Annotated in this window: 22 protein-coding genes; 20 read left to right on the plus strand and 2 right to left on the minus strand. The window is 49.4% G+C overall.

From position 1 onward, the window contains the following. Positions 1-51: 51 nt before the first annotated feature. The 16 genes from purC to ligA all read left to right on the plus strand — a co-directional run bounded on the left by purC (position 52) and on the right by ligA (position 19,547). Complete coding sequence (gene purC / locus AC0VYQ_RS02490; RefSeq protein WP_475404182.1) at positions 52-759, plus strand: phosphoribosylaminoimidazolesuccinocarboxamide synthase; 708 nt, start codon at positions 52-54, stop codon at positions 757-759. Continuing rightward, positions 756-1,004 (plus strand): phosphoribosylformylglycinamidine synthase subunit PurS, encoded by a 249-nt coding sequence (gene purS / locus AC0VYQ_RS02495; RefSeq protein WP_159172781.1) that lies wholly within the window; start codon positions 756-758, stop codon positions 1,002-1,004. The genes purC and purS overlap by 4 nt, the downstream gene beginning before the upstream one ends. Then, positions 1,001-1,684 (plus strand): phosphoribosylformylglycinamidine synthase subunit PurQ, encoded by a 684-nt coding sequence (purQ, locus tag AC0VYQ_RS02500; RefSeq protein WP_029332587.1) that lies wholly within the window; start codon positions 1,001-1,003, stop codon positions 1,682-1,684. The genes purS and purQ overlap by 4 nt, the downstream gene beginning before the upstream one ends. After that, a complete protein-coding gene (gene purL / locus AC0VYQ_RS02505; protein WP_475404183.1) occupies positions 1,665-3,884 on the plus strand; it encodes a phosphoribosylformylglycinamidine synthase subunit PurL in 2,220 nt (739 codons plus the stop codon). Before purQ ends, purL begins: the two co-directional genes overlap by 20 nt. Further along, positions 3,860-5,269, plus strand: coding sequence for an amidophosphoribosyltransferase (gene purF, locus AC0VYQ_RS02510; RefSeq protein ID WP_088836274.1), 1,410 nt, complete (start codon positions 3,860-3,862; stop codon positions 5,267-5,269). The genes purL and purF overlap by 25 nt, the downstream gene beginning before the upstream one ends. 19 nt (positions 5,270-5,288) lie before the next feature. After that, positions 5,289-6,323, plus strand: coding sequence for a phosphoribosylformylglycinamidine cyclo-ligase (gene purM / locus AC0VYQ_RS02515; RefSeq protein WP_088836275.1), 1,035 nt, complete (start codon positions 5,289-5,291; stop codon positions 6,321-6,323). Next, the gene (gene purN / locus AC0VYQ_RS02520) at positions 6,320-6,895 is read left to right on the plus strand and encodes a phosphoribosylglycinamide formyltransferase (protein WP_214893713.1); all 576 of its coding nucleotides are present in this window, start codon (positions 6,320-6,322) and stop codon (positions 6,893-6,895) included. Before purM ends, purN begins: the two co-directional genes overlap by 4 nt. Next, complete coding sequence (gene purH, locus AC0VYQ_RS02525) at positions 6,892-8,412, plus strand: bifunctional phosphoribosylaminoimidazolecarboxamide formyltransferase/IMP cyclohydrolase (RefSeq protein ID WP_475404184.1); 1,521 nt, start codon at positions 6,892-6,894, stop codon at positions 8,410-8,412. Before purN ends, purH begins: the two co-directional genes overlap by 4 nt. 15 nt (positions 8,413-8,427) lie before the next feature. Continuing rightward, positions 8,428-9,681 (plus strand): phosphoribosylamine--glycine ligase, encoded by a 1,254-nt coding sequence (gene purD / locus AC0VYQ_RS02530; protein WP_214805388.1) that lies wholly within the window; start codon positions 8,428-8,430, stop codon positions 9,679-9,681. Positions 9,682-10,729: 1,048 nt separating this feature from the next. Then, on the plus strand, positions 10,730-12,469 hold the full coding sequence (locus AC0VYQ_RS02535) for an adenine deaminase C-terminal domain-containing protein (protein ID WP_214893716.1): 1,740 nt from the start codon (positions 10,730-10,732) through the stop codon (positions 12,467-12,469). 68 nt (positions 12,470-12,537) lie between these two features. Further along, positions 12,538-12,852 (plus strand): YerC/YecD family TrpR-related protein, encoded by a 315-nt coding sequence (locus AC0VYQ_RS02540; protein WP_029332595.1) that lies wholly within the window; start codon positions 12,538-12,540, stop codon positions 12,850-12,852. 39 nt (positions 12,853-12,891) lie between these two features. Next, on the plus strand, positions 12,892-14,271 hold the full coding sequence (locus AC0VYQ_RS02545) for a TrkH family potassium uptake protein (RefSeq protein WP_088836282.1): 1,380 nt from the start codon (positions 12,892-12,894) through the stop codon (positions 14,269-14,271). Between the two features lie 12 nt (positions 14,272-14,283). After that, entirely contained in the window at positions 14,284-14,508 is a 225-nt protein-coding gene (locus AC0VYQ_RS02550) for a hypothetical protein (protein WP_088836283.1), read from the plus strand. Between the two features lie 77 nt (positions 14,509-14,585). Beyond that, entirely contained in the window at positions 14,586-15,269 is a 684-nt protein-coding gene (gene pcrB / locus AC0VYQ_RS02555; RefSeq protein ID WP_475404185.1) for a heptaprenylglyceryl phosphate synthase, read from the plus strand. 43 nt (positions 15,270-15,312) lie between these two features. After that, on the plus strand, positions 15,313-17,538 hold the full coding sequence (gene pcrA / locus AC0VYQ_RS02560) for a DNA helicase PcrA (RefSeq protein ID WP_088836285.1): 2,226 nt from the start codon (positions 15,313-15,315) through the stop codon (positions 17,536-17,538). Positions 17,539-17,552: 14 nt separating this feature from the next. Continuing rightward, entirely contained in the window at positions 17,553-19,547 is a 1,995-nt protein-coding gene (ligA, locus tag AC0VYQ_RS02565) for an NAD-dependent DNA ligase LigA (RefSeq protein ID WP_475404186.1), read from the plus strand. A gap of 116 nt (positions 19,548-19,663) precedes the next feature. Here ligA and AC0VYQ_RS02570 read toward each other — a convergent pair whose 3' ends face one another. After that, positions 19,664-20,242: a class D sortase gene (locus tag AC0VYQ_RS02570; RefSeq protein ID WP_214893717.1), complete on the minus strand. Its 579-nt coding sequence runs from the start codon at positions 20,240-20,242 to the stop codon at positions 19,664-19,666. A gap of 149 nt (positions 20,243-20,391) precedes the next feature. On the opposite strand from AC0VYQ_RS02570, the gene AC0VYQ_RS02575 reads away from it, so the two are divergent. From AC0VYQ_RS02575 to AC0VYQ_RS02585, 3 genes are all read left to right on the plus strand, one after another. Then, entirely contained in the window at positions 20,392-21,555 is a 1,164-nt protein-coding gene (locus AC0VYQ_RS02575) for a CamS family sex pheromone protein (protein ID WP_251132020.1), read from the plus strand. Positions 21,556-21,721: 166 nt separating this feature from the next. Further along, a complete protein-coding gene (locus AC0VYQ_RS02580) occupies positions 21,722-22,576 on the plus strand; it encodes a MurR/RpiR family transcriptional regulator (protein ID WP_088836288.1) in 855 nt (284 codons plus the stop codon). 57 nt (positions 22,577-22,633) lie between these two features. Beyond that, positions 22,634-23,758: a M20 family metallopeptidase gene (locus tag AC0VYQ_RS02585; RefSeq protein ID WP_475404733.1), complete on the plus strand. Its 1,125-nt coding sequence runs from the start codon at positions 22,634-22,636 to the stop codon at positions 23,756-23,758. A gap of 41 nt (positions 23,759-23,799) precedes the next feature. On the opposite strand, the gene AC0VYQ_RS02590 is transcribed toward AC0VYQ_RS02585, so the two are convergent. Then, complete coding sequence (locus AC0VYQ_RS02590; protein ID WP_029332605.1) at positions 23,800-23,991, minus strand: YwbE family protein; 192 nt, start codon at positions 23,989-23,991, stop codon at positions 23,800-23,802. Between the two features lie 197 nt (positions 23,992-24,188). On the opposite strand from AC0VYQ_RS02590, the gene AC0VYQ_RS02595 reads away from it, so the two are divergent. After that, positions 24,189-25,052 (plus strand): DnaJ C-terminal domain-containing protein, encoded by an 864-nt coding sequence (locus AC0VYQ_RS02595; RefSeq protein ID WP_475404187.1) that lies wholly within the window; start codon positions 24,189-24,191, stop codon positions 25,050-25,052. Positions 25,053-25,055 lie beyond the last annotated feature (3 nt).

A 25,055-nucleotide genomic window follows, 5' to 3' on the forward strand; every position in this document is an offset into this window, starting at 1 on the left:
AGACGGGGCATTGTCCCCGTCTACATCTTAGGATCTTGGGGGACGAAAGCAATGCAACCACTTTATGAAGGTAAGGCTAAACGATTATACACGACGCAGGAGCAGGACGTGCTCCGCATCGTCTACAAGGACGAAGCGACAGCATTTAATGGAGAGAAAAAAGCAGAGTTCGCAGGTAAAGGTGAACTGAACAACCGCTTGACGAGTCACTTCTTTGAAGTACTTGAAGCGGCCAACATTCCGACCCATTTCATTGAACGAATTTCCGAGCGCGAACAGCTCGTACGCCGTGTCACCATCATTCCACTCGAAGTCGTCGTCCGCAATGTCGTCGCTGGAAGCCTCAGCAAACGGCTTGGGATCGAAGAAGGAACGGTGCTCGAAACACCAATCGTTGAGTTTTACTATAAAGATGATAGCTTAGGCGATCCGCTCGTCACCCGTGCACACATCAATTTACTGAAGATTGCGACTACGGAAGAGCTCGATTTACTTGAAGAAGAAGCGAACCGCGTCAATGCCGTCTTACGTCCGTACTTTGACGAAAAGGGGATCACGCTCGTCGATTTCAAACTGGAATACGGAAAAACACCGACAGGCGAGATTCTACTGGCTGACGAAATTTCACCGGATACATGCCGTCTGTGGGATAAAGAAACGGGAGAGCACCTCGATAAAGATGTCTTCCGTCGCAACATCGGATCACTCATCGACACGTACCAAACACTATTCAATCGCCTAGGGGGAAACACACAATGAAAAAAGTCATCGTATCGATCGCATTACGGGAAAGCATTTTAGATCCACAAGGAGTCGCTGTCAAAGGTGGTCTTGCGCAACTCGGTTTTACGGGTGTCGAAGAAGTCCGGATCGGAAAACGAATCGAACTGCTCGTCTCGGATGAAACGACGGACACGATGATTCATGACATGTGCCAAAAGCTCCTCGTCAACACAGTGATGGAAGACTATCGTTTTGAAGTAGAAGAGGTGACGACGGCATGAAGTTCGCGGTCATCGTCTTTCCAGGATCGAACTGTGATTTAGATATGTACCACGCCGTTAAGGATGCGCTCGGTGAGGAAGCGGACTATGTCTTCCATACCGAAACGTCACTTGAAGGATACGATGGTGTCCTGCTTCCGGGCGGTTTCTCATACGGGGACTATCTCCGCTGCGGCGCAATCGCCCAGTTTTCACCAATCATGGAGGAAGTAAAACGATTTGCAGCAGAAGGGAAAACCGTTCTTGGTGTCTGTAACGGCTTCCAAATCCTTGTCGAAGCGGGTCTTCTCCCGGGTGTCTTGCACCGCAATACCGGACTGAAGTTCATGTGCCGGACGGTCGAACTGAAGGTCGAAAATCACCAGACACGTTTCACGTCAGATTATGCACCGGGCGAAACGATTTCGATTCCAATCGCTCACGGGGAAGGAAACTACTACTGTGACGACGCCACGTACGCGATGTTGCAGACGAATCAACAGATTGCCTTCACATACGTCGACAATCCGAACGGATCACGCGGCGATATCGCGGGAATTACGAATAAAGCAGGAAATGTGCTCGGGATGATGCCACACCCGGAGCGTGCTGTCGAGATGCTGACAGGCGGAACAGATGGACTTAAGTTATTCACTTCACTCGTCAAACAGGGGGCCCACCATGTTAAAACAACAGTCTGAACCAACGATTGAGCAAATTCAGGAGCAACGGATTTATGCGACGATGGGACTTAGCGACGCGGAGTACCAGATGGTCGTCGACTTACTCGGTCGTCAACCGAACTACACGGAAACAGGACTCTTCTCCGTCATGTGGTCAGAACACTGTTCGTACAAAACATCAAAACCGGTCTTACGCCAGTTTCCGACGACAGGTCCCCGTGTCTTGCAAGGACCAGGTGAAGGCGCAGGTGTCGTCGATATCGGTGATAATCAAGCGGTCGTCTTTAAGATCGAAAGTCATAATCATCCGTCAGCCGTCGAACCCTACCAAGGGGCAGCAACGGGTGTCGGTGGGATCATCCGCGATATCTTTTCAATGGGAGCCCGTCCTGTCGCGTTGATGAACTCGCTTCGTTTCGGGCATCTCGGGACACCACGCGTCAATCAGTTGTTTGAACAAGTCGTCGCCGGGATTGCCGGATACGGCAACTGCGTCGGGATTCCGACGATTGGCGGAGAAGTCGGTTTCGACCGTTCGTATGAAGGAAACCCACTCGTCAATGCGATGTGTATCGGACTGATCAACCACGAAGATATTCAAAAAGGTCTTGCGAAAGGTGCCGGGAACTCGGTCATGTACGTCGGTGCGGCAACAGGGCGTGACGGCATCCACGGTGCGACCTTCGCTTCAGAGGATCTCGGTGAGGATACGGAAGCAAAACGTCCGGCCGTCCAAGTCGGTGACCCCTTCATGGAGAAGTTATTGATTGAAGCCTGTCTCGAAATCGTCGGCCATCCGGCACTCGTCGGGATGCAGGACATGGGGGCAGCCGGACTGACCTCGTCGTCAGCCGAAATGGCATCGAAAGCCGGCATGGGGATTGAAATGCACCTTGATGATGTGCCGCAACGTGAAACCGGCATGACCGCTTACGAAATGATGTTATCGGAGTCGCAGGAACGGATGTTGCTCGTCGTCGAGCGCGGACGGGAAGCGGAAATCGAAGCGATCGTCAGCAAATGGGGCTTACATGCCGTTCATGTCGGCGAAGTCATCGAAGAAAAAGTCCTTCGCCTTGTCCAGCACGGAACGATCGTCGCTGAAGTACCGGTCGATGCCCTTGCGGAAGAAGCACCGGTCTATCAAAAGCCATCGCGCGTTCCGGCTTATTATGAAGAGTTCCAAGCAATGGAAGAGACGTTGCCGGTCGTCGAGGATGTCGTCGAAACATGGCGTGCCCTGCTCAAGCAACCGACGATCGCGTCAAAACGTTGGGTCTACGATCAGTATGATCATATGGTTCAAACGTCAACCGTCGTTGCACCGGGTTCCGATGCAGCCGTCATCCGTGTCCGTGGCACGAACAAAGCACTCGCGATGACGACAGACTGTAACAGCCGCTTCGTTTACCTCGATCCGTTCGTCGGTGGTCAGATCGCCGTCGCTGAAGCCGCCCGCAATATTGTTGCAAGTGGTGCAACACCACTTGCGATCACCGATTGCCTCAATTTCGGGAATCCGGATAAACCGGAAGGCTTCTGGCAACTCGAACAAGCGACGGCCGGGATGGCTGAAGCCTGCCGCGTGCTCGAGACACCGGTCATCGGCGGAAACGTTTCGCTCTACAATGAATCAGCCGGCAAAGCCGTCCACCCGACGCCGGTCGTCGGAATGGTCGGGTTACATGACCAGACCGACTGGATCACGACACAACACGTCAAACAAGCAGGCGACGCCGTCTACGTGCTCGGTGAGACGTTACCGGAGTTCGGTGGCAGTGAACTCCAATACATGCAATTCGAAAAATCATTCGGGAAAGCACCACGCATCGATTTGAACGTCGAACAAACCCGTTTACGTGCCTTACAAACAGCCGTTCAGGCAGGGCTCGTCACAGCCATCCATGATGTCGCGGAAGGTGGACTCGCCGTCGCCTTGGCAGAAATGACATTCGGAACGACGCTCGGTCTCGACGTGACGTTTGAAGGACCGGCGTTACATCTCTTCAGTGAATCACAATCCCGGTTCGTCGTATCGGTGAAGCCGGAGCACGAGGCAGCCTTCGTCGAACAGACAGGTGCTGAAAAACTAGGTCACGTCACAGCAGAGGATTCGATTCAAATCAAGACAACGGACACACTCATCGAAGCAACACGTTCAACACTGCAAGCCGACTGGGAAGGGGCGATCGCGTGTTATATGACATCAAAGGATTAAATGAAGAGTGTGGGGTATTCGGGATTTTCGGACAACCGGAAGCGGCACAACTTGCTTATTATGGTCTCCACAGTCTGCAACACCGGGGGCAAGAGGGCGCAGGAATCGTCGCGAGCGACGGCAACCTGCTTCTTCCACACCGGGGACAAGGACTTGTGACGGAAGTTTTTTCACAAGAGACACTCGATTCGTTAGCCGGACAGCATGCGATCGGACACGTCCGTTACTCGACAGCTGGTGGCAACACGCTCGAGAACACACAACCGCTTCACTTCAAATCACGGACGGGTGACTTGGCACTTGCCCATAACGGGAATCTCGTCAATGCCGATTCGTTAAAACATTTACTTGAGGCGGAAGGGGCGATTTTCCAGACAACAAGCGATACGGAAGTCGTCGCCCACCTCGTCAAACGGAGTAAATTACCGACACTCGAAGACCGGATTGCCGATAGTCTGGCGCGGCTTGTCGGTGCATTCGCCTTTCTTTTTTTAACGGAAGATACGTTGTACGTCGCCGTCGATCCACACGGTCTGCGCCCGTTATCACTCGGGAAAACACCAGATGGCGGCATCGTCTTTTCATCGGAAACGTGTGCTTTTGATATCGTCGGGGCCGAGTTCATTCGTGACATCGAGCCGGGAGAGCTCGTGACGATCACGACGTCCGGTATGTCATCACGGCAGTATATGGAACCGCATGAGCGGGCGATGTGTTCGATGGAATACATCTACTTTTCCCGTCCCGATTCGATGATTGATGGGGTCAATGTCCATACGGCACGAAAAGCACTTGGCAAAAAAATGTTCGAAGAAGCACCGGTCGAGGCAGATGTCGTCACAGGTGTTCCGGATTCAAGTATCTCCGCTGCGATTGGTTATGCGGAAGCGAGCGGGATTCCCTACGAGATGGGATTGATTAAAAACCGTTACGTCGGACGGACGTTCATTCAGCCGTCGCAAGAACTCCGCGAGCGCGGTGTCAAGATGAAGTTATCGGCACTACGGGGTGTCGTCAACGGCAAACGGGTCATCATGGTTGATGATTCCATCGTGCGTGGGACGACAAGCCGCCGCATCGTTGGACTGTTACGCGAAGCCGGGGCAACGGAAGTTCATGTCCGCATCACGGCGCCGCCGATCACGAATCCGTGTTATTACGGCATCGATACGTCGTCAAAAGACGAACTGATTTCCGCCCGCCTGACCCCCAGTGAGATTTGCCAAGAAATCGGTGCTGACTCACTGGAGTTTCTGACAGTCAACGGAATGGTCAATGCGATTGACCGTCCGTTCGATGGTCCACTGAAAGGACAATGTACGGCTTGTTTCACAGGCGAATATCCAACACCGATCGGTGCACTTGAACTAGAAGCCAAACTTTGAATAGATGGGGGAACAAAGCATGAGTAAACAATACGAAGCAGCAGGTGTTAGCCTGACCGCAGGGTACGAATCCGTATCCCGGATGAAAAAACACGTCGCCCGTTCGATGCGGAAGGAAGTCATGACGGGACTCGGAAGTTTCGGTGCAATGTTCGACCTCAGTCAATTGAATCTAAAAGAACCGGTGCTCGTCAGCGGGACAGATGGCGTCGGAACGAAGTTAAAACTTGCCTTCGCCCTCGACCAACACGATACGATTGGGATTGATTGTGTCGCGATGTGTGTCAACGACATCATCGTTCAAGGCGCAGAACCCCTTTATTTCCTTGACTACATCGCACTCGGTAAAGCCATTCCGTCGAAAATCGAACGGATTGTCGCCGGTGTCGCCGAAGGCTGTGTCCAGTCGGGCTGTACGTTAATCGGCGGCGAGACGGCAGAGATGCCAGGGATGTATGCAGACGGGGAGTATGATATTGCCGGCTTTGCCGTCGGTGCCGTCGAAAAACAGAAATTGATTACTGGTGAAGGCGTTACACCCGGTGATGTCATTTTAGGGCTCGCGTCGTCAGGGGTTCACTCGAACGGATTTTCACTCGTCCGAAAAATCGTCGAAGAAAGTGGTCTTCAGTATGAAGATGAATTGATGATGCTCGGTAACACGATCGGCAATGCCTTGTTGATGCCGACACGGATTTATGTCGAAGCTGTCAAAGCAGCGCTCGAAACAGAGAAGATTCAAGCGATGGTCCATATCACGGGTGGCGGTTTCTATGAAAACGTACCACGTGTCCTCCCGGAAGGTTGCGGGGCGACGTTTGATCCGAAAAAATGGCCGACGTTACCGGTCTTCGATTGGCTTGAACAAGCCGGAAACATTCCGCGTGACGAGATGTATAACGTTTTCAACATGGGGATCGGCTACATGATGATCGTCAAGCCGGAACACGTGGCCGAAGTGACGGCACGCCTGGCGCGCGAAAATGAAACGGCCTATACGATCGGGACTGTGACAGATCAAGACGGGATTCGCATCAAAGGAGTCGACCAATGAGGCTTGCCTGTTTTGCTTCCGGAAGCGGGAGTAATGTTGAAGCGTTATTTGAAGCGATTGAGGCAGGACGTTTACAGGCGACGATTGAACTCGTCGTCTGCGATCAAAAAGAGGCGCTCGTCATCGAGCGGGCACGAAGACACGGCTGTGATGTGTTTGTTTTTACAGCCAAGGACTACCCGGATAAACCGTCTTTTGAACGCGAAATCGTTGCGGAACTAGAGCGGCGAGACGTGGAACGGATTATCCTAGCCGGATATATGCGTCTCGTCGGTGATGTCCTTCTCGCACGGTATGCCGGACGAATCGTCAACATCCATCCGTCGCTGCTCCCGGCCTTTCCAGGAAAAGATGCGATCGGGCAAGCATTTCGTGGCGGAGTTAAAATCACAGGTGTTACAATTCATATAGTCGATGAAGGGATGGATACGGGACCAATCATGGCACAGGAAGCGGTCCGTATCACTGAGGATATGACGCGGGAAACGCTACAGAAAGCGATTCAGCAAGTAGAGCACAGATTGTATCCGCAAGTCATCGAAGAGTGGATTAAAGAGGGGGCAAACGTATGAGAGCGTTAATTAGTGTATCGGATAAAACAGGAATCGTAGAACTGGGACAAGCCTTTCACGAAGCAGGGATTGAACTTGTATCGACAGGCGGGACCCATCAAGCACTTGAGGCAGCAGGACTTCCGGTCATCGGTATCAGTGAAGTCACACAATTCCCGGAGATGCTTGACGGTCGTGTGAAAACGTTACATCCAATGGTCCATGGAGGTTTACTTGGACGTCGTGATTTAGAGACGCACCGCGAACAAATGGCAGAGCAACACATCAAACCAATCGATTTCGTTGTCGTCAATTTGTATCCCTTTAAGGAAACGGTTATGAAAGAGGACGTTCCTTACGCAGACGCAATTGAAAACATCGATATCGGTGGACCGAGCATGATTCGCTCTGCTGCGAAAAACCATGCAGCCGTGACGGTTGTCGTTGATCCAGCAGACTACAGCGAAATCATCAAAGAAATCAACCTCGGTGGAACGACGTTTGAAACACGCCAAAAATTAGCAGCGAAAGCCTTCCGTCATACGGCAGCCTACGACGCCTTGATTGCGGACTACTTCTTGACACAAACGGGAGAAAAATTCCCGGAGCAATTAACGATTACGCTCGAGAAGGTACAAGACTTACGCTATGGAGAAAATCCGCATCAGGAAGCGGCGTTTTATAAAACACCGATCTATCGTGGGGCGTCTCTTGCATCAGCGAACCAACTGCACGGAAAAGAATTGTCATACAACAATATTCAAGATGCCAATGCCGCACTTGAAATCCTTGATGAGTTCCGCGAAGCAGCAGCCGTCGTCGTCAAACACATGAACCCGTGTGGCGTCGCTGTCGGTCCGACAATCGACGAAGCCTTCCGCCGCGCGCATGCAGCAGATCCGGTCTCGATCTTTGGCGGCATCGTCGCTCTGAACCGTGAAGTCGATCTCGCGACAGCGGAGCAGCTCAGTGGCATCTTCCTTGAAATCATCATCGCCCCATCGTTTACGACAGAAGCGTTCGAGCTGTTGGCAGCGAAGAAAAACCTGCGTTTGCTTGAACTGGATGTCAAACGTGTCCAAGCGATCCGCTATACAGCCGTCGCTGGCGGTATGCTTGTCCAGGATAGCGACGATGAGACGTTAGATGATGCAGCAGCACGTGTCGTCACGGACCGTAAACCGACAGCAGCCGAATGGGAAGACTTGAAGCTCGCATGGCGTGCTGTCAAACACGTCAAGTCGAACGCGATTGTCTTAGCGAAAGATGAAGTGACGGTCGGTGTCGGGGCAGGGCAGATGAACCGTGTCGGGTCGGCGAGCATCGCCATCGCGCAAGCCGGGGACAAGGCGATTGGTGCATCTCTCGCATCTGACGCCTTCTTCCCGATGCGCGATACGGTCGAAGCCGCGGCAGCAGCCGGGATTACGGCAATCATCCAACCGGGTGGGTCGATTCGTGACCAAGAGTCGATTGATGCGTGTAACGAACACGGCGTCACGATGATCTTTACGAATGTCCGTCATTTCAAACACTGAGTGGAGGCGACTTGCATGAAGGTATTAGTAATCGGAAAAGGCGGGCGTGAACACGCGCTCGTCTGGAAGCTAGCACAAGATGAACGAGTCAAAACGATTTATGCCGCGCCGGGAAATGTCGGGATGACGGAAGCCACATGTGTCCCGATTCGGGAAGATGCCATCAGTGAGCTTGTCCAATTTGCTAAAGACGAACAGATTGATTGGACGATTGTCGGACCAGAGGGCCCACTTGTCCTCGGTGTCGTCAATGCCTTCGAAGCAGCGGGTCTTAAGATTTTTGGTCCTTCGCGTGAAGCGGCGGCACTTGAAGGAAGTAAACAGTTCGCCAAAGGATTGATGGAACGGGCAGGGATTCCGACGGCAGCATTCGCTGTCTTTACATCGGCAGAAGAAGCGAAAGCGTATGTCTCCCGTCAAGGGGCACCGATCGTCATCAAAGCAGATGGTCTCGCAGCAGGTAAAGGCGTCACGGTGGCGACAACGCTTGATGAAGCAGTTCGCGCAATTGAAGACATCTTCGCCGGTGACTTCGGTGACCAAAGTAGTGTCGTCATCGAAGAATGTCTCGTCGGAGAAGAGTGTTCCTTGATGGCATTCGTCCATGAAGAGACCGTCATCCCGATGGTCTTGTCGCAAGATCACAAGCGCGCCTTCGATGGTGATGCCGGACCGAATACCGGTGGAATGGGAGCTTACAGCCCGTTGCCTCAATTCGATGAACAAGCCGTCACGGATGAAGCGATGACACGGATTTTGCGTCCCCTCGTCGAGCAGATGGCAAGCGAAGGGATTCCCTTTACAGGATTCTTATACGCGGGTCTGATGTTGACGAACCGCGGACCGTCCGTCATCGAGTTTAATGCGCGGTTCGGGGATCCGGAAACAGAAGTCATCTTACCGCGTCTCGAAACCCCCTTACTCGATGTCATCATCCCGCTCACAGCAGGTGAGGAACCTGAAGTCCTGTGGTCCGATGCTGCGACGGTCGGTGTCGTCATCGCGGCAGACGGGTATCCGGAACGACCGCAGACAGGACAACCGATTGATCTTACATCAATCGATTCGAAAGTCTTAGTCTTTCATGCCGGGACGACAGAAAAGGACGATACACTCGTTTCAGCAGGCGGGCGTGTCCTCGTCTGTGTCAGTCAAGCCGCGACGATGGAAGCAGCAGTCGCTGATATTTATCAAGGGTTAGCTTCGTTTGATCAAACCGGTTTCTTTTACCGGACGGATATTGCGAAAAAGGCGTTTCGGACAACATGAATTTGAATATAACTGTTATGTAAAAGCCAAGCGATTTCGCTTGGCTTTTTTTTGAAAGAAGGGTTTTGACAAAAAGTTTTTCCTTCTTGTGCTTTCCTCGGGCGAGGCGCGAGCCGTTGCTCCTTGATTCTACGAACAAGTAGCAGGGTCTCGCCTGCCTCTGACAGCGCGAACCGCGCTATTCCCCGCAGGAGTCACGAGAAGCGAAACTTTTGTCAGGACGCGGTTTTTTGAATGAGATCTCTTTTTAAACAGCATAGTTTTTTGAGAGGATGTTTTTGACAAAAGATTCTTCCTTCTCGTGCTTTCCTCGGGCGAGGCGCGAGCCGTTGCTCCTTGATTCTACGAACAAGTAGCAGGGTCTCGCCTGCCTCTGACAGCGCGAATCGCGCTTTTCCCCGCAGGAGTCACGAGAAGCGAAACTTTTGTCAGGGCGCGACTTCCGACTTGAATCGCTTCTTAGCGAAAAGCAATCAAGAGCGACCCTGCAGCGTAGCGAAGCGGCGCGAAGGATTGCCGCTAGAAGACGATTCTAGGAGGAGAGGAGCGGCTGACATGATAAGCATCAGGAATTTGTCTAATTCGCATACGGCCTGAAATGTCGGAAAGCATAAGACGATTCGAGAAGGAGAGAGCGGCGGACATGACGAGCATCAGGAATTTGTTTAATTCGCATACGGCCTGAAATGCCTGAAAGCATAAGACGATTCGAGAAGGAGAGGAGCGGCTGACATGATAAGCATCAGGAATTTGTCTAATTCGCATACGGTCTGAAATGCCTGAAAACATAAGACGATTCGAGGAGGAGAGGAGCGGCTGACATGATAAGCATCAGGTTCGATACAGTCCAACACCGGAAAAAATGTGAGAAGAGCAGACGTTCAACCGAAGGAACATGCGAAAGTTGATTGTCTTCCTTGACAGTTTTGTGTTATTTTGTCGAAATAGGTCGGATATACATGAAATTACCTTGAAACTTTTTTGATAACATTTTAGTATAAGAAGTATAAGAAAGCGTTTTCAGAAAATAAAAGGAGGTCGAGCTTTCGTGAAAAAGAATTGTGGAAGGTCCCCTTGGACGAAAACTGAAGTACGTGGTCACCAAGCGGTCATCAGCGGACAGCTTGCACCTACACTCGTACTTGAAAATGCGACGTACTTAAATCATGGGTTGAAAGCATGGCGCACGGCGAATATCTGGGTTAGCGGAGACCGGATTATCTATGTCGGACCGGATATGCCGGACCAGGCGGACGAGGTCTACGATGCAACAGGGAAATTCATCGTACCAGGTTATATTGAACCGCATGCCCATCCCTTCCAATTATATAATCCGGCGACGCTCGCGAAGTTTGCTGCGGAGCGTGGAACGACGACACTCGTCAATGATAATATGCTCCTTTTGTTAGAGCCCGTCGAGCAAGCGTTTGCACAAGTTGAAGCGTTAGCGGATCTTCCGACATCGATGTATTGGTGGGCACGACTCGACGCACAGACGGAACTTGATGCAGATAGTATCTCGATTGACAACAAGCGGATTCAAGCCTGGCTCAAACATCCCCAAGTTATTCAGGCGGGAGAATTGACAGGATGGCCCCGTCTTTCACAAGGCGATGATGAGTTACTTCAATGGATGCAGGACGCGATGAAGCTCGGAAAACCGATTGAAGGGCATTTCCCGGGAGCATCTGCGAAAACCCTGACAAAGATGGCACTTTATGGCGTAACGAGTGACCATGAGGCGATGACGGTCGAGGAAGCATTGACGCGTCTTGAATTAGGATATACGACGACGATTCGTTACTCATCGATTCGTCCTGATTTACCGGACATTTTTGCAGGACTTGTCGAAGCCGGATTACAAAATTATGAAAAGGTCCTCGTGACGACAGATGGTTCGACACCGTCCTTCTATAAGTCTGGTTTGATGGACGAGACGGTCCGCTTGATGCTTGCTGCGGGAATTCCGGCAGAAGAAGCGTACCGGATTGCCTCGTACAATGCAGCACGTCACTTTAATCTTGATCATCTCCTGGGAAGTATCGCACCGGGACGGATTGCCCACTTAAATATTTTAGAAGCGATCGATCAACCGACACCCGTCGATGTCCTAGCACGCGGGACGTGGGTCCGGCGCGACGATATTCCGTGCTACCCCGTTGAAGCACTCGATCAAGCGATGGAATTAATGCAGAAGTCTGAAGTCAGCGTCTCATTGACGGATCAAGATTTTTCATTCAGCATGCCGGTTGGTCTTGAGATGATCAACTCGGTCATCATGAAATTGTATCAAGTTGAACATGATACGAGTGTGCCTGTCTTACCTGCCGATTGCAATGAGTCGTTTTTAATGTTACTTGATCGGCAAGGGAAATGGCGCCTTAATACTGTTTTGAAAAACTTTGCGACGAACGTCGGGGGGATGGTCAGTTCCTATTCAATCAGTGGTGATATCTTAATGATCGGGAAATCGAAACAAGATATGCAGGTGGCGTTTGAACGGATGAAAGCATTCGGTGGGGGAATTGTTCTCGTCGAAGACGGGGAAGTGATTGCCGAGATTCCGTTGACGTTGATGGGACAGACTTCTGATTTACCGCTCGAAGACTTAATCGTTCAGGAAACAGCATTGCGTGAAGCGTTGTTCGCACGGGGGTACCAATTCGAAGATCCGATTTATACGTTATTATTCCTTGCATCGACGCACTTGCCGTATGTACGCATCACGCCGCAAGGCATCTATGAAGTCCTTCGGAAAAAAGTTCTTTTCCCAGCGATTTTACGCTGATGCTTGAAATTTAAAACGTCGCGCTTTAAACTATTAAAGAGTGATTGAATGGGAAAGGAAGTTACAAGATGCAACTCGATAAATTACGAGGGAAAGAACTCGACCAATTATTTACGGCCATCATGAAGATGGATTCATTAGAAGATTGCTACACTTTATTTGAAGATTTAGCGACGGTCAACGAGATTCAAGCGCTTGCGCAACGTCTCGAAGTGGCACGTCAACTACGTGAAGGAAACACGTATCATAAAATCGAGAAGGCGACCGGGGCGTCGACGGCGACGATTTCACGTGTGAAACGTTGTTTGAACTATGGCTCTGGTGGTTACGATTTAGCGTTAGCACGTTTAGGTTTGAAAGAAGAAACAGTAGCGGATAACTAATCGGTTATCCGCTGCTTTGATGGAGGAGGACGAACCTGGATGGATTTAGCGTTTCAACAAAAGATTCAGCATTTCATTCGAAAACTGACGCCGATCCAGTCGCTCGTCATCATCTATTTCGTTGCTGTCATCATCGCAATCATTTTATTAGGACTACCGTGGTCGACCCGTGGAGACTATGACTGGGATTTTACAGACTTGGTGTTCATGGCGGTTAGCTGTGTCAGTGTGACCGGATTGACGACCGTTTCCGTCTCCGATACGTTTACGACGTTCGGATATTTTATGATCATGATTTTGGTGCAGGTAAGTGGAATTGGCTTGATGTCGCTCCATATCGCGATGTGGGTCATCTTGGGGAAGCGAATCGGTTTTCGAGAACGGCAACTCGTCGTTCGTGATCAAAACCAGACGACGATGCAAGGGGTCGTCAAATATATCCGTGAAGTCATCTTAATCATTCTTTCCATTGAATTGATCGGTGCACTTATTTTAGGCCTTTATTATACGAAATACTTTCCGACGATCGGTGAAGCAATGTTGCAAGGTGTCTTCGGTTCAGTCAGTGCGACGACGAACGCGGGGTTCGATATCACAGGAGAGTCGCTTCTTCCGTTTCGAGGAGACTTATTTGTCGTCTTTATGCAAATCGTCTTATTGACACTCGGTGCGATTGGTTTCCCTGTACTTGTTGAAGTGCGACGATACTTTGCCTACCGGGCAACACGTCAATCGACACGACAACCGTATCACTTTTCGTTATTTACGAAACTGACAGCCTCGACGTTCTTCATCCTCGTCCTGTTTGGGACAGGCAGTCTGTTGTTGTTTGAATGGAACCAGTCCTTTAAAGGATTACCGATTGATGAAAAAATTGTCGATGCGCTGTTCCAGTCGGTTACGACACGAAATGGTGGATTGACGACGGTTGATATTACGACATTTTCACAAGCTTCCGTCTTCGTCTTATCCATTTTAATGTTCATCGGTGCTTCTCCATCATCCGTCGGCGGGGGGATCAGGACAACAACGTTTGCTGTTGCATTACTTAGTGTTGTCGCCTTCATCCGTGGAGAATATGGAATCAAGATTTTCGGACGTGAAATTGACCAATCGGACATTTGGAAATCGTTCGTCGTCATTGTCGTTTCGACGGGAGTGACGATCATCGGATTGATTGTCTTGCTCATGTTCGAGGATGCACCATTCCTCGTCTTGTTCTTTGAAGCATGTTCCGCATTCGGAACGACCGGGTTATCGCTCGGGATCACGAGTGAGTTATCGAATGTCGGAAAATGGACATTATCGATTTTAATGTTCATCGGACGAATCGGTGTCATCTCGTTTGTCTTACTCTTAAAAGCGAATCAGCCAAAACGAAAATACAATTATCCGAAGGAATCCGTCATTATCGGTTAAGGAGACGATTGCATGAATCGTGCATTTTGGATTAATTTTGGTTACATCTTTGCTGTTCCGGCCTTGCCATTTCTGGCGATCGTCAATGGACGGGCACTCTGCTCGCCTGAATCATCGTTACTCGACGTCCCGGTGCTCGGTTTTTTTCTCGCTGAGCCATGGGCATTCGCCGTCCTTTACGGATTTTTAGCGCTCGGACTCGCAGCACTCTTAACGAAACGACGCGCGACTACTTGACCTATCTCGCCCTGCGCGAGATGGGTTTTTGTTTTATACTAATTAGAGATGAACAAGATAGGAAGGATGGGACGAACGTGTTACTACCGTATGATGAATGGCGGCATGTCTTTAAATTAGATCCAGCAAAAGAAATCGAGGAGGCGACCCTCGCAGCAATCGCGACTTCTGGAACAGATGCAATCATCGTCGGCGGAACCGATGATATTACGCTGGATGCGACGCTCGACTTACTGATGCGTCTGCGAAGATATCCGGTCGCGGTCGCACTTGAAATTTCTGAGCTCGAAGCGGCGACGATGGGGTTTGATACGTATTTGACTCCGAGCGTCTTAAATAGTGGTACGCTAGAATATCTGGTCGAAAAACAGGTCGAAGCCTTACAGGAAGTCGGGCATATGCTGGCCCATGCCGACCTGGTCGGAGAAGGCTACATCGTCTTGAATCCGGAGGCGAAGGTCGCGCACGTCACAAAAGCAAAAGTATTACAGGAAGAAGAAGTCGTCGCCTATGCCCAACTCGCGGACAGTGTCTTCCGTCTGCCGATCGTCTATCTTGAGTACAGCGGCGTCTATGGCAATCCGGAAGTCGTCGCAGCCGTCAAGGACGTTGTCCGGCAGGCGCGGCTGTTTTACGGGGGCGGAATCGATTCCGCCGAACGGGCGCGGGAAATGTTCCGTTACGCCGATACGATCGTCGTCGGAAATATCATTTATGAGGATTTAAAAGCAGCACTTGCGACAGTAGAAGCAACACGATAAAATATAAGAACAAAAGTTCGGAAAAAAGAAATGAGGCTATTACATGTTTAATTTAAGTGAACAGCTCGTGAGCGGATTGAATCCGGAGCAGGCGAAAGCGGTCAAACATACGGACGGTCCCTTGCTGATCATGGCAGGAGCCGGTTCAGGGAAAACACGTGTTTTGACGCATCGTGTCGCCTATTTGATGGCGGAAAAACAAGTCGCACCATGGAACATCTTAGCGATTACCTTTACGAATAAAGCCGCACGGGAAATGCGTGACCGAATCGGTCGTTTAGTCGGCGGGGTCGCAAACGACATCTGGGTCTCGACCTTCCACTCGATGTGTGTCCGGATGTTACGTCGTGATATCGATAAGCTTGGTTACGACCGGAACTTTACAATCCTTGATTCAAGCGATCAGCAGTCGGCACTTAAATTGGTCTTGAAAGAACAGAACCTTGATCCGAAGAAATGGGATCCACGGTCGATGCTCTCGATCATTTCAAGTCAAAAAAATGAGTTACGGAGTGCTGAGTTCTATGCATCAATCGTGACGAATCCATATGAAAAAACAGTCGCTGAAATTTATAAAGGATACGAATCCGTCTTACGACGCAATAATGCGCTCGATTTCGATGACTTGATTGGGAAGACAACAGAGTTATTCAAACAAGCACCGGACGTACTCGCCTTTTATCAAAAAAAATTCCGTTACATCCATGTCGATGAGTATCAAGATACGAACAAAGCCCAATACGATCTCGTTAACTTATTAGCAGCCGCACATCAAAACCTCTGTGTCGTCGGTGACTCCGATCAGTCGATTTATCGCTGGCGTGGTGCGGATATCGCGAACATCTTGTCGTTCGAAGAGGATTATCCGACAGCCCGCGTCATCTTGCTCGAACAAAACTATCGTTCGTCCAAACGAATTCTTGATGCGGCAAACCATGTCATCAAAAACAACAGTACACGAAAAGATAAAAAGCTTTGGACGGAAAATCTCGAAGGGGAAAAATTGATTATCCATACGGCGGAAAACGAGCGGGAAGAGGCCTTTTACATCGTCCAAGAAATTCGCAATTCGCTACGTTACGGGATGAAGCTTAACGACATCGCAATTTTGTACCGGACGAACGCTCAATCGCGTGCAATCGAGGAAACGTTACTGAAGTCAAACGTACCGTACAAAATGATTGGCGGAACAAAGTTCTACGATCGAAAAGAAATCAAAGACGTTCTTGCCTATCTCCGCCTGATTTCGAACCCGAACGAGGATTTATCCTTTGCCCGAATCGTTAATGAACCGAAACGTGGAATCGGGGCGACAACGATTGATAAATTACGTGACTTCGCTGATCTTCAGGGTGTGTCCTTGATGGATGCCATCCGTGATATCGAATTGTCGAATATCGCACCAAAGACGGCAGCTAAATTGACGGATTTCCGGACGATGATCATGGGGTTACGTCAGATGCAGGAATTTATCAGCATCTCGGAGCTCGTCGAGGAAGTTCTTGAAAAATCAGGCTATCGTCAAGTCTTAAAAGAAGACAAGACACTTGAAGCACAAAGTCGTCTTGAGAACATCAACGAGTTTATCACTGTCGCGCAAAACTTCGAGAAGGAGACAGAAGGAGAAGATCCGGAAGACCGGACGATCATTGCCTTCTTGACCGACTTGACACTCGTCGCCGATGTTGATTCGCTTGATGAAACGGATCCAGGTGAGCAAGTCACGTTGATGACGTTGCACTCGGCGAAAGGGCTTGAGTTCCCGGTCGTCTTCCTGATTGGAATGGAAGAAGGTTTGTTCCCGCACAGCCGTTCGCTGCAAGATGAAGACGAGATGGAAGAAGAACGCCGCCTGGCCTACGTCGGCATCACGCGAGCAGAAAAACGACTTTATCTCTCGCATGCGCGGATGCGCTCGTTATACGGACGGACAAATGCGAACCAAGAATCGCGTTTCTTAGCCGAGTTACCGGAAGAAGTTATCGAACGGACCGGTAAAAAACCCAAACCACTCCCATGGGAAGATCGTCCGGTTCCGCAAGGGAAAGCTGTTATCGGTCGTTCGGTCACGAAACCGACAGCAATGAAAACATCCGGCGCCGAGTCACTTGGCTGGAATGTCGGGGACAAGGCAGAGCATGGTAAGTGGGGGCAAGGAACGGTCGTCCAAACACGTGGGTCTGGCGATAGTCTTGAGATTGATATCGCGTTCCCGGCAGTCGGGATTAAACGGTTGCTTGCAAAATTCGCACCAATTAAAAAGGTATGAGTGGAGGCGTCAAAATGGAAGACCAAGCACGCATCGAAGCATTGCGCCAAAAACTAAATCAGTACAGCTATGAATATTACGTAAAAGATCAGCCGACCGTACCGGATAGCACGTACGATCAATTGCTACGGGAACTGACTGAACTGGAAACGGCCCATCCGGAACTGATTACGGCGGATTCTCCGACCCAACGTGTCGGAGCAGCGCCACTCGAAGCATTCGAAAAGGTGACGCATGACTTACCGATGCTCTCACTTGGCAACGTCTTCGATGAAACGGAAATCCGGGAATGGGTCGAGCGGATTGAACGGTCGCTCGGTCGTGCAACGACATATGTCGCGGAGCTGAAGTTCGACGGACTCGCGATTTCTTTAAAGTATGAAGACGGACTACTCGTTCGTGGGGCGACACGGGGTGACGGAACAGTCGGTGAAAATATTACCCAAAACTTACGGACGATTAAGGCGTTACCGTTACGTCTGCGTGAGCAGGAGACGGTTGAAGTTCGCGGCGAAGCCTACATGCCGAAACAATCGTTCGAGCGCTTAAACGAGGAACGGACGGCACGCGAAGAAGCATTATTCGCCAACCCGCGCAATGCCGCAGCCGGCAGCTTACGGCAACTCGACTCGTCGATAACGGCGTCACGCAATTTATCGCTATTCGTTTACGGTGTCGGTGTCAATACACTGACGGCGCGCTCTCATAGTGAAGCGATGGAACAACTGGCACAGCTCGGTTTACCGACGAACAAAGAAATGAAAACATGTCAGACGGTAGAAGATATTTTAGCGTTCATCACGTACTGGACGGCAGAGCGTGCGACATTGCCGTATGAAATCGATGGCATCGTGCTCAAGGTCGACCGTTATGACGATCAAGAAGAATTAGGTTTTACGGCGAAGAGTCCACGGTTTGCGACCGCCTATAAATTTGCTGCTGAAGAAGTGATGACGACCGTCGAAGAAGTTGACTTTAGTGTCGGACGGACCGGGAAAGTGACACCACGCGCAAGGTTCGCACCCGTCGTCGTTGCCGGTTCGACCGTCAGTTATGCGACGTTACACAACGCGGACTTCATCATGGAAAAAGATATCCGCCTGCACGATCAAGTCATCATTAAAAAAGCGGGGGACGTCATTCCGGCTGTCGTCAGTGTCGTCGTTTCAGAACGAACGGGGGCGGAACAACCGATTGAATTCCCGAAACAATGTCCTGCCTGTCAGTCGGAGCTCGTCCGCCTCGAAGGTGAAGTCGACGTGCGCTGCGTCAGTCCGGAATGTCCAGCCCAGTTGACGGAAGGCATCATCCACTTCGTCTCGCGCCAAGCGATGAACATCGATGGGCTTGGTGAAAAAGTTGTCCGTCAACTGTATGAACATCAAGCAATTCGGACGCTTGCTGACTTGTATCGTCTCGATCGTGACGAACTCTTGACCTATGAACGGATGGGAGAAACGTCAGTCGATAAGTTACTGGCGGCAATCGAGGCGTCGAAACAAAATTCACTCGAACGCCTCGTCTTTGGTCTTGGCATCCGGCTCGTCGGTCAAAAAGCAGCGTATCTGCTCGCAGAACGTTTTGATACGTTAACCGGAATCGCGCAAGCAAGTTACGATGAAATTGTGGCGATCGACGGAGTCGGCAGTAAAATTGCTGACTCGATTACGCAGTATTTCGAGCATCCGGAAGCACAGGCGTTGATTCAGGATTTAGCAGCGCTTGGGCTGAACCAACAGTTTCTTGGTCAACGGATCGATCAATCGAATGCACCGTTCTCCGGGAAAACGATTGTTTTGACCGGGACACTGGAATCGCTAAAACGTTCGGAAGCTGGAAAGCGTCTTGAGGTACTCGGTGCAGACGTGACCGGGAGTGTTAGTAAGAAAACCGATATCTTAGTCGCAGGTGAAAAGGCGGGGTCGAAGTTGACGAAGGCTGAATCACTCGGAATTGAGATTTGGGATGAGGCACGATTGCTGGAAGAATTGGCACAACACGAGGCGTGATTTAAAATAAGCGATTCAGAGTAGGGTCTACGCCTTAAAAAAATCCGAGCGATTCTTCTTTTGAAAAGAATCACTCGGATTTTTGTTTGTGCTTGAAAGCAGATGAAGTGCTAGACTCAATCAAGTGTTTCTGTTTTAATCAACACACCTTGTTTGATTAAGCGGTTTGTCGCGGTTTCCGGTGGATCACAAGTGATGAGTGTAATCATCGGTTGTTTGACGTTTTGATCGAGAACGGAGAGATCCGTCGGCTTGACGAGTTTTGAACTTTCCATGCGGTACGTATAACGATGGTCTTTTGTGGTGACGATGACATCGGCTCCTGTTTTCAGTTGCGGTAACTTGTTGAAATGAAGTCCTTTCGTAAAACTTCGGTGTCCTGCTAAAGCATAGTTTCCTTTTCCCGGGGCACCGGTTTCTTTGATGTGCCCGATACTGCGATCAAGAACATCGGTCGAAGCTCCTTCTAAGATGACTTGTTCGAAATCAAGTGAAGGGATTGTTAAGAGTCCGTCACCTTTTGTCGCCAGTGGTTTCGTCGTTTCTTTTGCATCAACCGTTTGTAAGCTTTTTTTCCATTGTTGCTTTAAATCAGTCGTTGTTGCTTGTTTTTGATAGGTACTCCAAATGGGCCAAAGCATGAATAAAATACCTGCTGATAAGAGAAGGAGCCCGATGACTTGTCGTTGTTTCATATAAGATTGTCCTTTCGCGCGATTAAAAGTCACGCAGTGCTTTTTGAAAAGTAGGGGAAAACTAGTGCTTCCCCGATTGAAAACGATTCTGTTATGATAAAGAGAACGATTTTAAAACATGGGGTGCAATGATGATGAGATATAGAAAAATGATAGCATTGACATTGACGAGCACACTATTTTTAGGTGCTTGTTCGATGGATCTATCACAAGACAGCGATACGAAAGAAGTCATTACTGAGAGCGAACAAGGTAAAGAAGTCCAAGCAGTTGTCAGTCCGGCAATCGATACGACCGATTCGTACTATCGAACGGTACTTCCGTTTCGGCCAAGCGTCGCCCGCGGGATGACACAAAAGCGGGTCAGCTCACGGCTTGAACTGGATGAGATTGAGACCGGGCTGATGCGCCATTCAACACAGTTTTTTGACCCGGAAAAATACTATTACCAAGAAGGTCAACTGCTGGAAGCGGACCAAATCGCAACGTGGTTGCTTCGAACAGGGAAAGCAGATACGAGTGGGAGTGATCCAGAAGGACTAAACCCGGCGTACACGACTGGAAAATCATATAAAGAGAAAAATCAGAAGTCTCCTTTGATTTTATCGCACATCTTAGAACAAGACTACATGCTCGAAGAAGATAAAAAACTCGAACTGGGTGGGACATCGATTGCGTTAGTCTTAAATAGTGAGTACGTTTTCCAAGATGAAAACTATGGGCCGACATATACTGTGAAATTAGATGAGAAAAAAGTCATCGAGCAAGGCAAGAAAATGGCAAACGAACTCGTCCAAAAGATGCGGAAGACGGACGGGATGAAGACGACACCGATCCACGTCGCCCTCTATTTACAAGAGAAAGAGGGTTCACCGGTTTCAGGTCACTACCTTTCATCGGCCTTCATCGGTCGCGGGAACCAAATTAGTGCGAATGACTGGAAAAATTATGATGAGAAGTATTACTACTATCCTTCTTCAGCAGCAACGAATGACGTTCGTGATGACGCGGCGAAATTCGACTTGTTCAAGGACCGGCTCGAAGACTACTTCCCGAACTACACGGGGATGATGGGTGAAGGATTCTATCAAGAGGGTGAATTGAAGAAGCTTGAAATTAAAATCCCGGTTCAATTTTACGGAAAAGCAGAACTTGTCGCCTTCATCCAATACGTGACGTATCTGCTTGAAAACCGGTGGGAGTATAACCGGAATGTTCCGACGACGATTACCGTCACGAACTTAAACGGAGATACGGAAGCGATGTTATTCCTCGAACCCGATACGAAAAAACCAATCGTTAAAATTCGTTGATAAAGTTTTTCCTGTAAGCTGAAGGATCCATGCACATGGGTCCTTTTTATTATGATTAAATTTTGGAATACAATAATTATTTGAAATTAAGTTTCATAAAATGTACACTAAATGTATAACATGAAAACGGATTCTAAAAGAACGTCAAGTCAAAGGAGCGGATTGAATGAAGGGTGGTATCTTTTCACAAATTGAAGCAGTACGCGAGGAGTTGCCGTCCTCGTCACGAAAAGTAGCTGATTTTGTTTTATCCCACGCAAACGAAATCGCCGGGATGACGATTCATCATTTGGCAGAAGAATCGAATACGAGCGCTGCAGCCGTCGTCCGATTTTGTCGTGCGCTTGGACTAAAGGGGTATCCGGAACTGCGGATGCGGATTTCTGCTGATACGGCACGAACGGATTTGACAGGATATCACGATATCGAAGAAAACGAACGTCCAGCAGATTTAATCGAAAAAACGCTGAGTAACAGTATGCAAGCCCTACAAGATACAGCCAAACAATTGAACGATGTCCGAATCGCAGAAGCGACAAAAGCCCTCGATCAAGCACGTGCTATCTATTTTTATGGAATCGGTGCTTCGAACGTCGTCGCACTTGATGCAGCTCAAAAGTGGACGCGCGTCGGGAAGTTAGCGATTCAAGAATCGGATCAGCATCTTTTAGCGACACTCCTTGCAAATGCGAGTCCGGATGATGTCTTCTTCGCGATTTCTTACAGCGGGGAAACAGAAGAAGTCGTCGAACTGATGCGACTGGCAAAAATTCGCGGTTTAAAAATGATTAGTCTAACCCGATTTGGTGATAACCGAATCAGTCAGCTGGCAGATATCGCATTGTGGACATCGCGTGCACCGGAAGCACCGCTTCGAAGTGCGGCACTCAGTTCGCGCTTGGCACAATTGTTTGCGATTGATGTGCTCTTCTTGTCTTATGCAGCAATTCACTATACGGATACGATTGAACGACTTCAGTACACACGTGAAAGTGTAAAGATGTTGCACGGAAAAAAATAAGGGGGCTACTTAGTGGATCAGTCGATAGCGAGCCGGATCGAACAGCTATTTCCGGAAATGGTTGAACGCCGACGATATTTACATCAACATCCTGAACTTTCTTTTCATGAGGTTGAGACACCGAATTATATCGCAAGTCGTCTCGAAGAACTTGGAATCGAAGTCCGACGAAATGTCGGAGGACGTGGTGTCGTCGGAACGATTCGAGGAGGAAAACCGGGGAAAACGGTCGCATTACGGGCAGATTTTGATGCGTTACCGATTCAAGATGAAAAAACGGTTGATTATCGTTCGACTGTTCCAGGAGTCATGCACGCGTGTGGTCATGATGGTCATACCGCGACATTACTCGCCGTCGCGGAAGTTCTCGTCAGTCAAAAAGAACAGCTGACGGGAAATGTCGTCTTGATTCACCAGCATGCGGAAGAAGTGGTACCGGGTGGAGCACGTGAGATGATTGCTGACGGCTGTCTTGAAGGAGTCGATGTTATTTTCGGAACACACCTCTGGTCGACGACCCAGCTGGGGACGATCGGAACACGGGTTGGTCCCGTCATGGCAGCGGCGGATAAATTCGAGTTAACATTGTTCGGCCGAGGCGGACACGGGGCAAAACCGCACGAAACGATTGATGCGGTACTACTCGGGGCAACGATTGTCAAAGAACTTCAAAGTATCGTCAGCCGTCGTCTCGATCCATTGCAGCAAGCAGTCTTGACGATCGGGACGCTTCATGCCGGGAATACGTTCAACGTCATTGCTGACCGGGCACAATTGACGGGGACCGTCCGGACGTTTGATGAGACGGTTGCTCAAAAAATCGTCTCGGAGATGGAGCGGACGATTAAAGGGATTTGTGATGCAGCGGGTGCGACGTATACGTTCCACTATGAAACAGGGTATCCGGCTGTCATCAATGACTTGGTTGAGACACATTTTTTAGAAGCTGTCGCCCGCGACGTGATCGGGGATACAAGTGTATTTGAAATTGATCCGACAATGGGCGGGGAAGACTTTGCCTATTATTTAAAGGAAGTTCCGGGGACGTTCTTCTTTACCGGTGCAGGTGATGCATCACATTATCCACACCATCATCCACGCTTTGACTTTGAAGAGCCGGCGATGGTCGACGCAGCGAAGATATTAGTCGAAGCGACATTACGTTATTTAGCGACACGGTAATCGAAAAAGGCGTTCCACGACGGGAACGCCTTTTTATCTACTTAAAGAATTTCCTGAACACGACCGACTTGACCATCTTCAAGGCGTACTTTAATGCCGTGCGGGTGGTTCGGTGATTTCGTCAATAAGTCTTTGACGATTCCTTCCGTCCGTTTCCCCGTACGCTGATCCTGTTTTAAGACGATGCTGACACGTAGTCCAGGCTTGACGTCTGCACGTTTTTTTCCATCCATTTGTTTATCGCTCCTTCTTGTGAATAACTATGGGTATCAGTATAGCATGAGTCGGTTCATGAAACTTGTTTGAAGAAAAACCGTAAAGTGAAAAGATGAAGAGAAGCCGTGATGAAAAAGTTTGACTATATTTGACCAATTAACGATTCGATTTTATAATTAAGATACAGAGTTAATAAGTGAAGGAGTGAAGTGAGATGGCAAAAGATTATTACCGGACGCTTGGTGTCGAAAAGTCGGCAACGAATCAAGACATCAAACGAGCGTATCGGAAACTTGCGAAACAGTTTCACCCGGACGTCAATAAAGAGGCGAGTGCAGATCGCCGTTTTAAAGATATTCAGGAGGCTTTTGATGTCCTCGGGGATGAAGAAAAACGGACGCAGTATGATCGTTATGGAAGTGACTTTGAACGCATGGCTGGCGCGGGTCCGGGGCAATCAGCAGACTACGAGGACATCTTCCGTCAATACAATGGACGACAGTCTCGACCGACCGGTGGCGGTCAATCCTTTGGTTTTGAAGACATGTTCGGTTCGTTTTTTAACCAAGAAGAAGAATCGACGGATGAAGAACTTGAACTGACGGTACCACTCAGTCACCTCAGTACAAATGAAAAAGTAACGATTCGTCTAGCTTCAGGAACGATTCAGATGAGTCTTCCGAAAGACGTCTACGAAGGGAAGAAAGTTCGTTTACGCGGAAAAAGTTCATTGCGTAACCGAAGTGGAGTGGCGGGTGACGTCTACGTGACGATTCATCTCAAAGATGACGACCGGTTCCGTCGACACGAACAGGATGTCATTTCGACGGTGCGTGTGTATCCGACGGCGTTTGTCTTAGGTGGCGAAGTGATTGCCGATACGCTTGAAGGAAAACGTGTCAAGTTAAAGGTCAAGCCGGGGACGAAACCAGGTGCAAGACTACGCATTCCAAATCGTGGCTTAAGTAATCAAGACGGGCATCGGGGTGCTTTACTTGTTCAATTAGAAGTGAAGTTGCCTGAGATGGATGCAACGTTTTATGAAGAATGGGAAAATCAATTATCAGTAAAGGAGTAATGC

This window comes from Exiguobacterium sp. QJM3NY_9, from assembly GCF_056173545.1.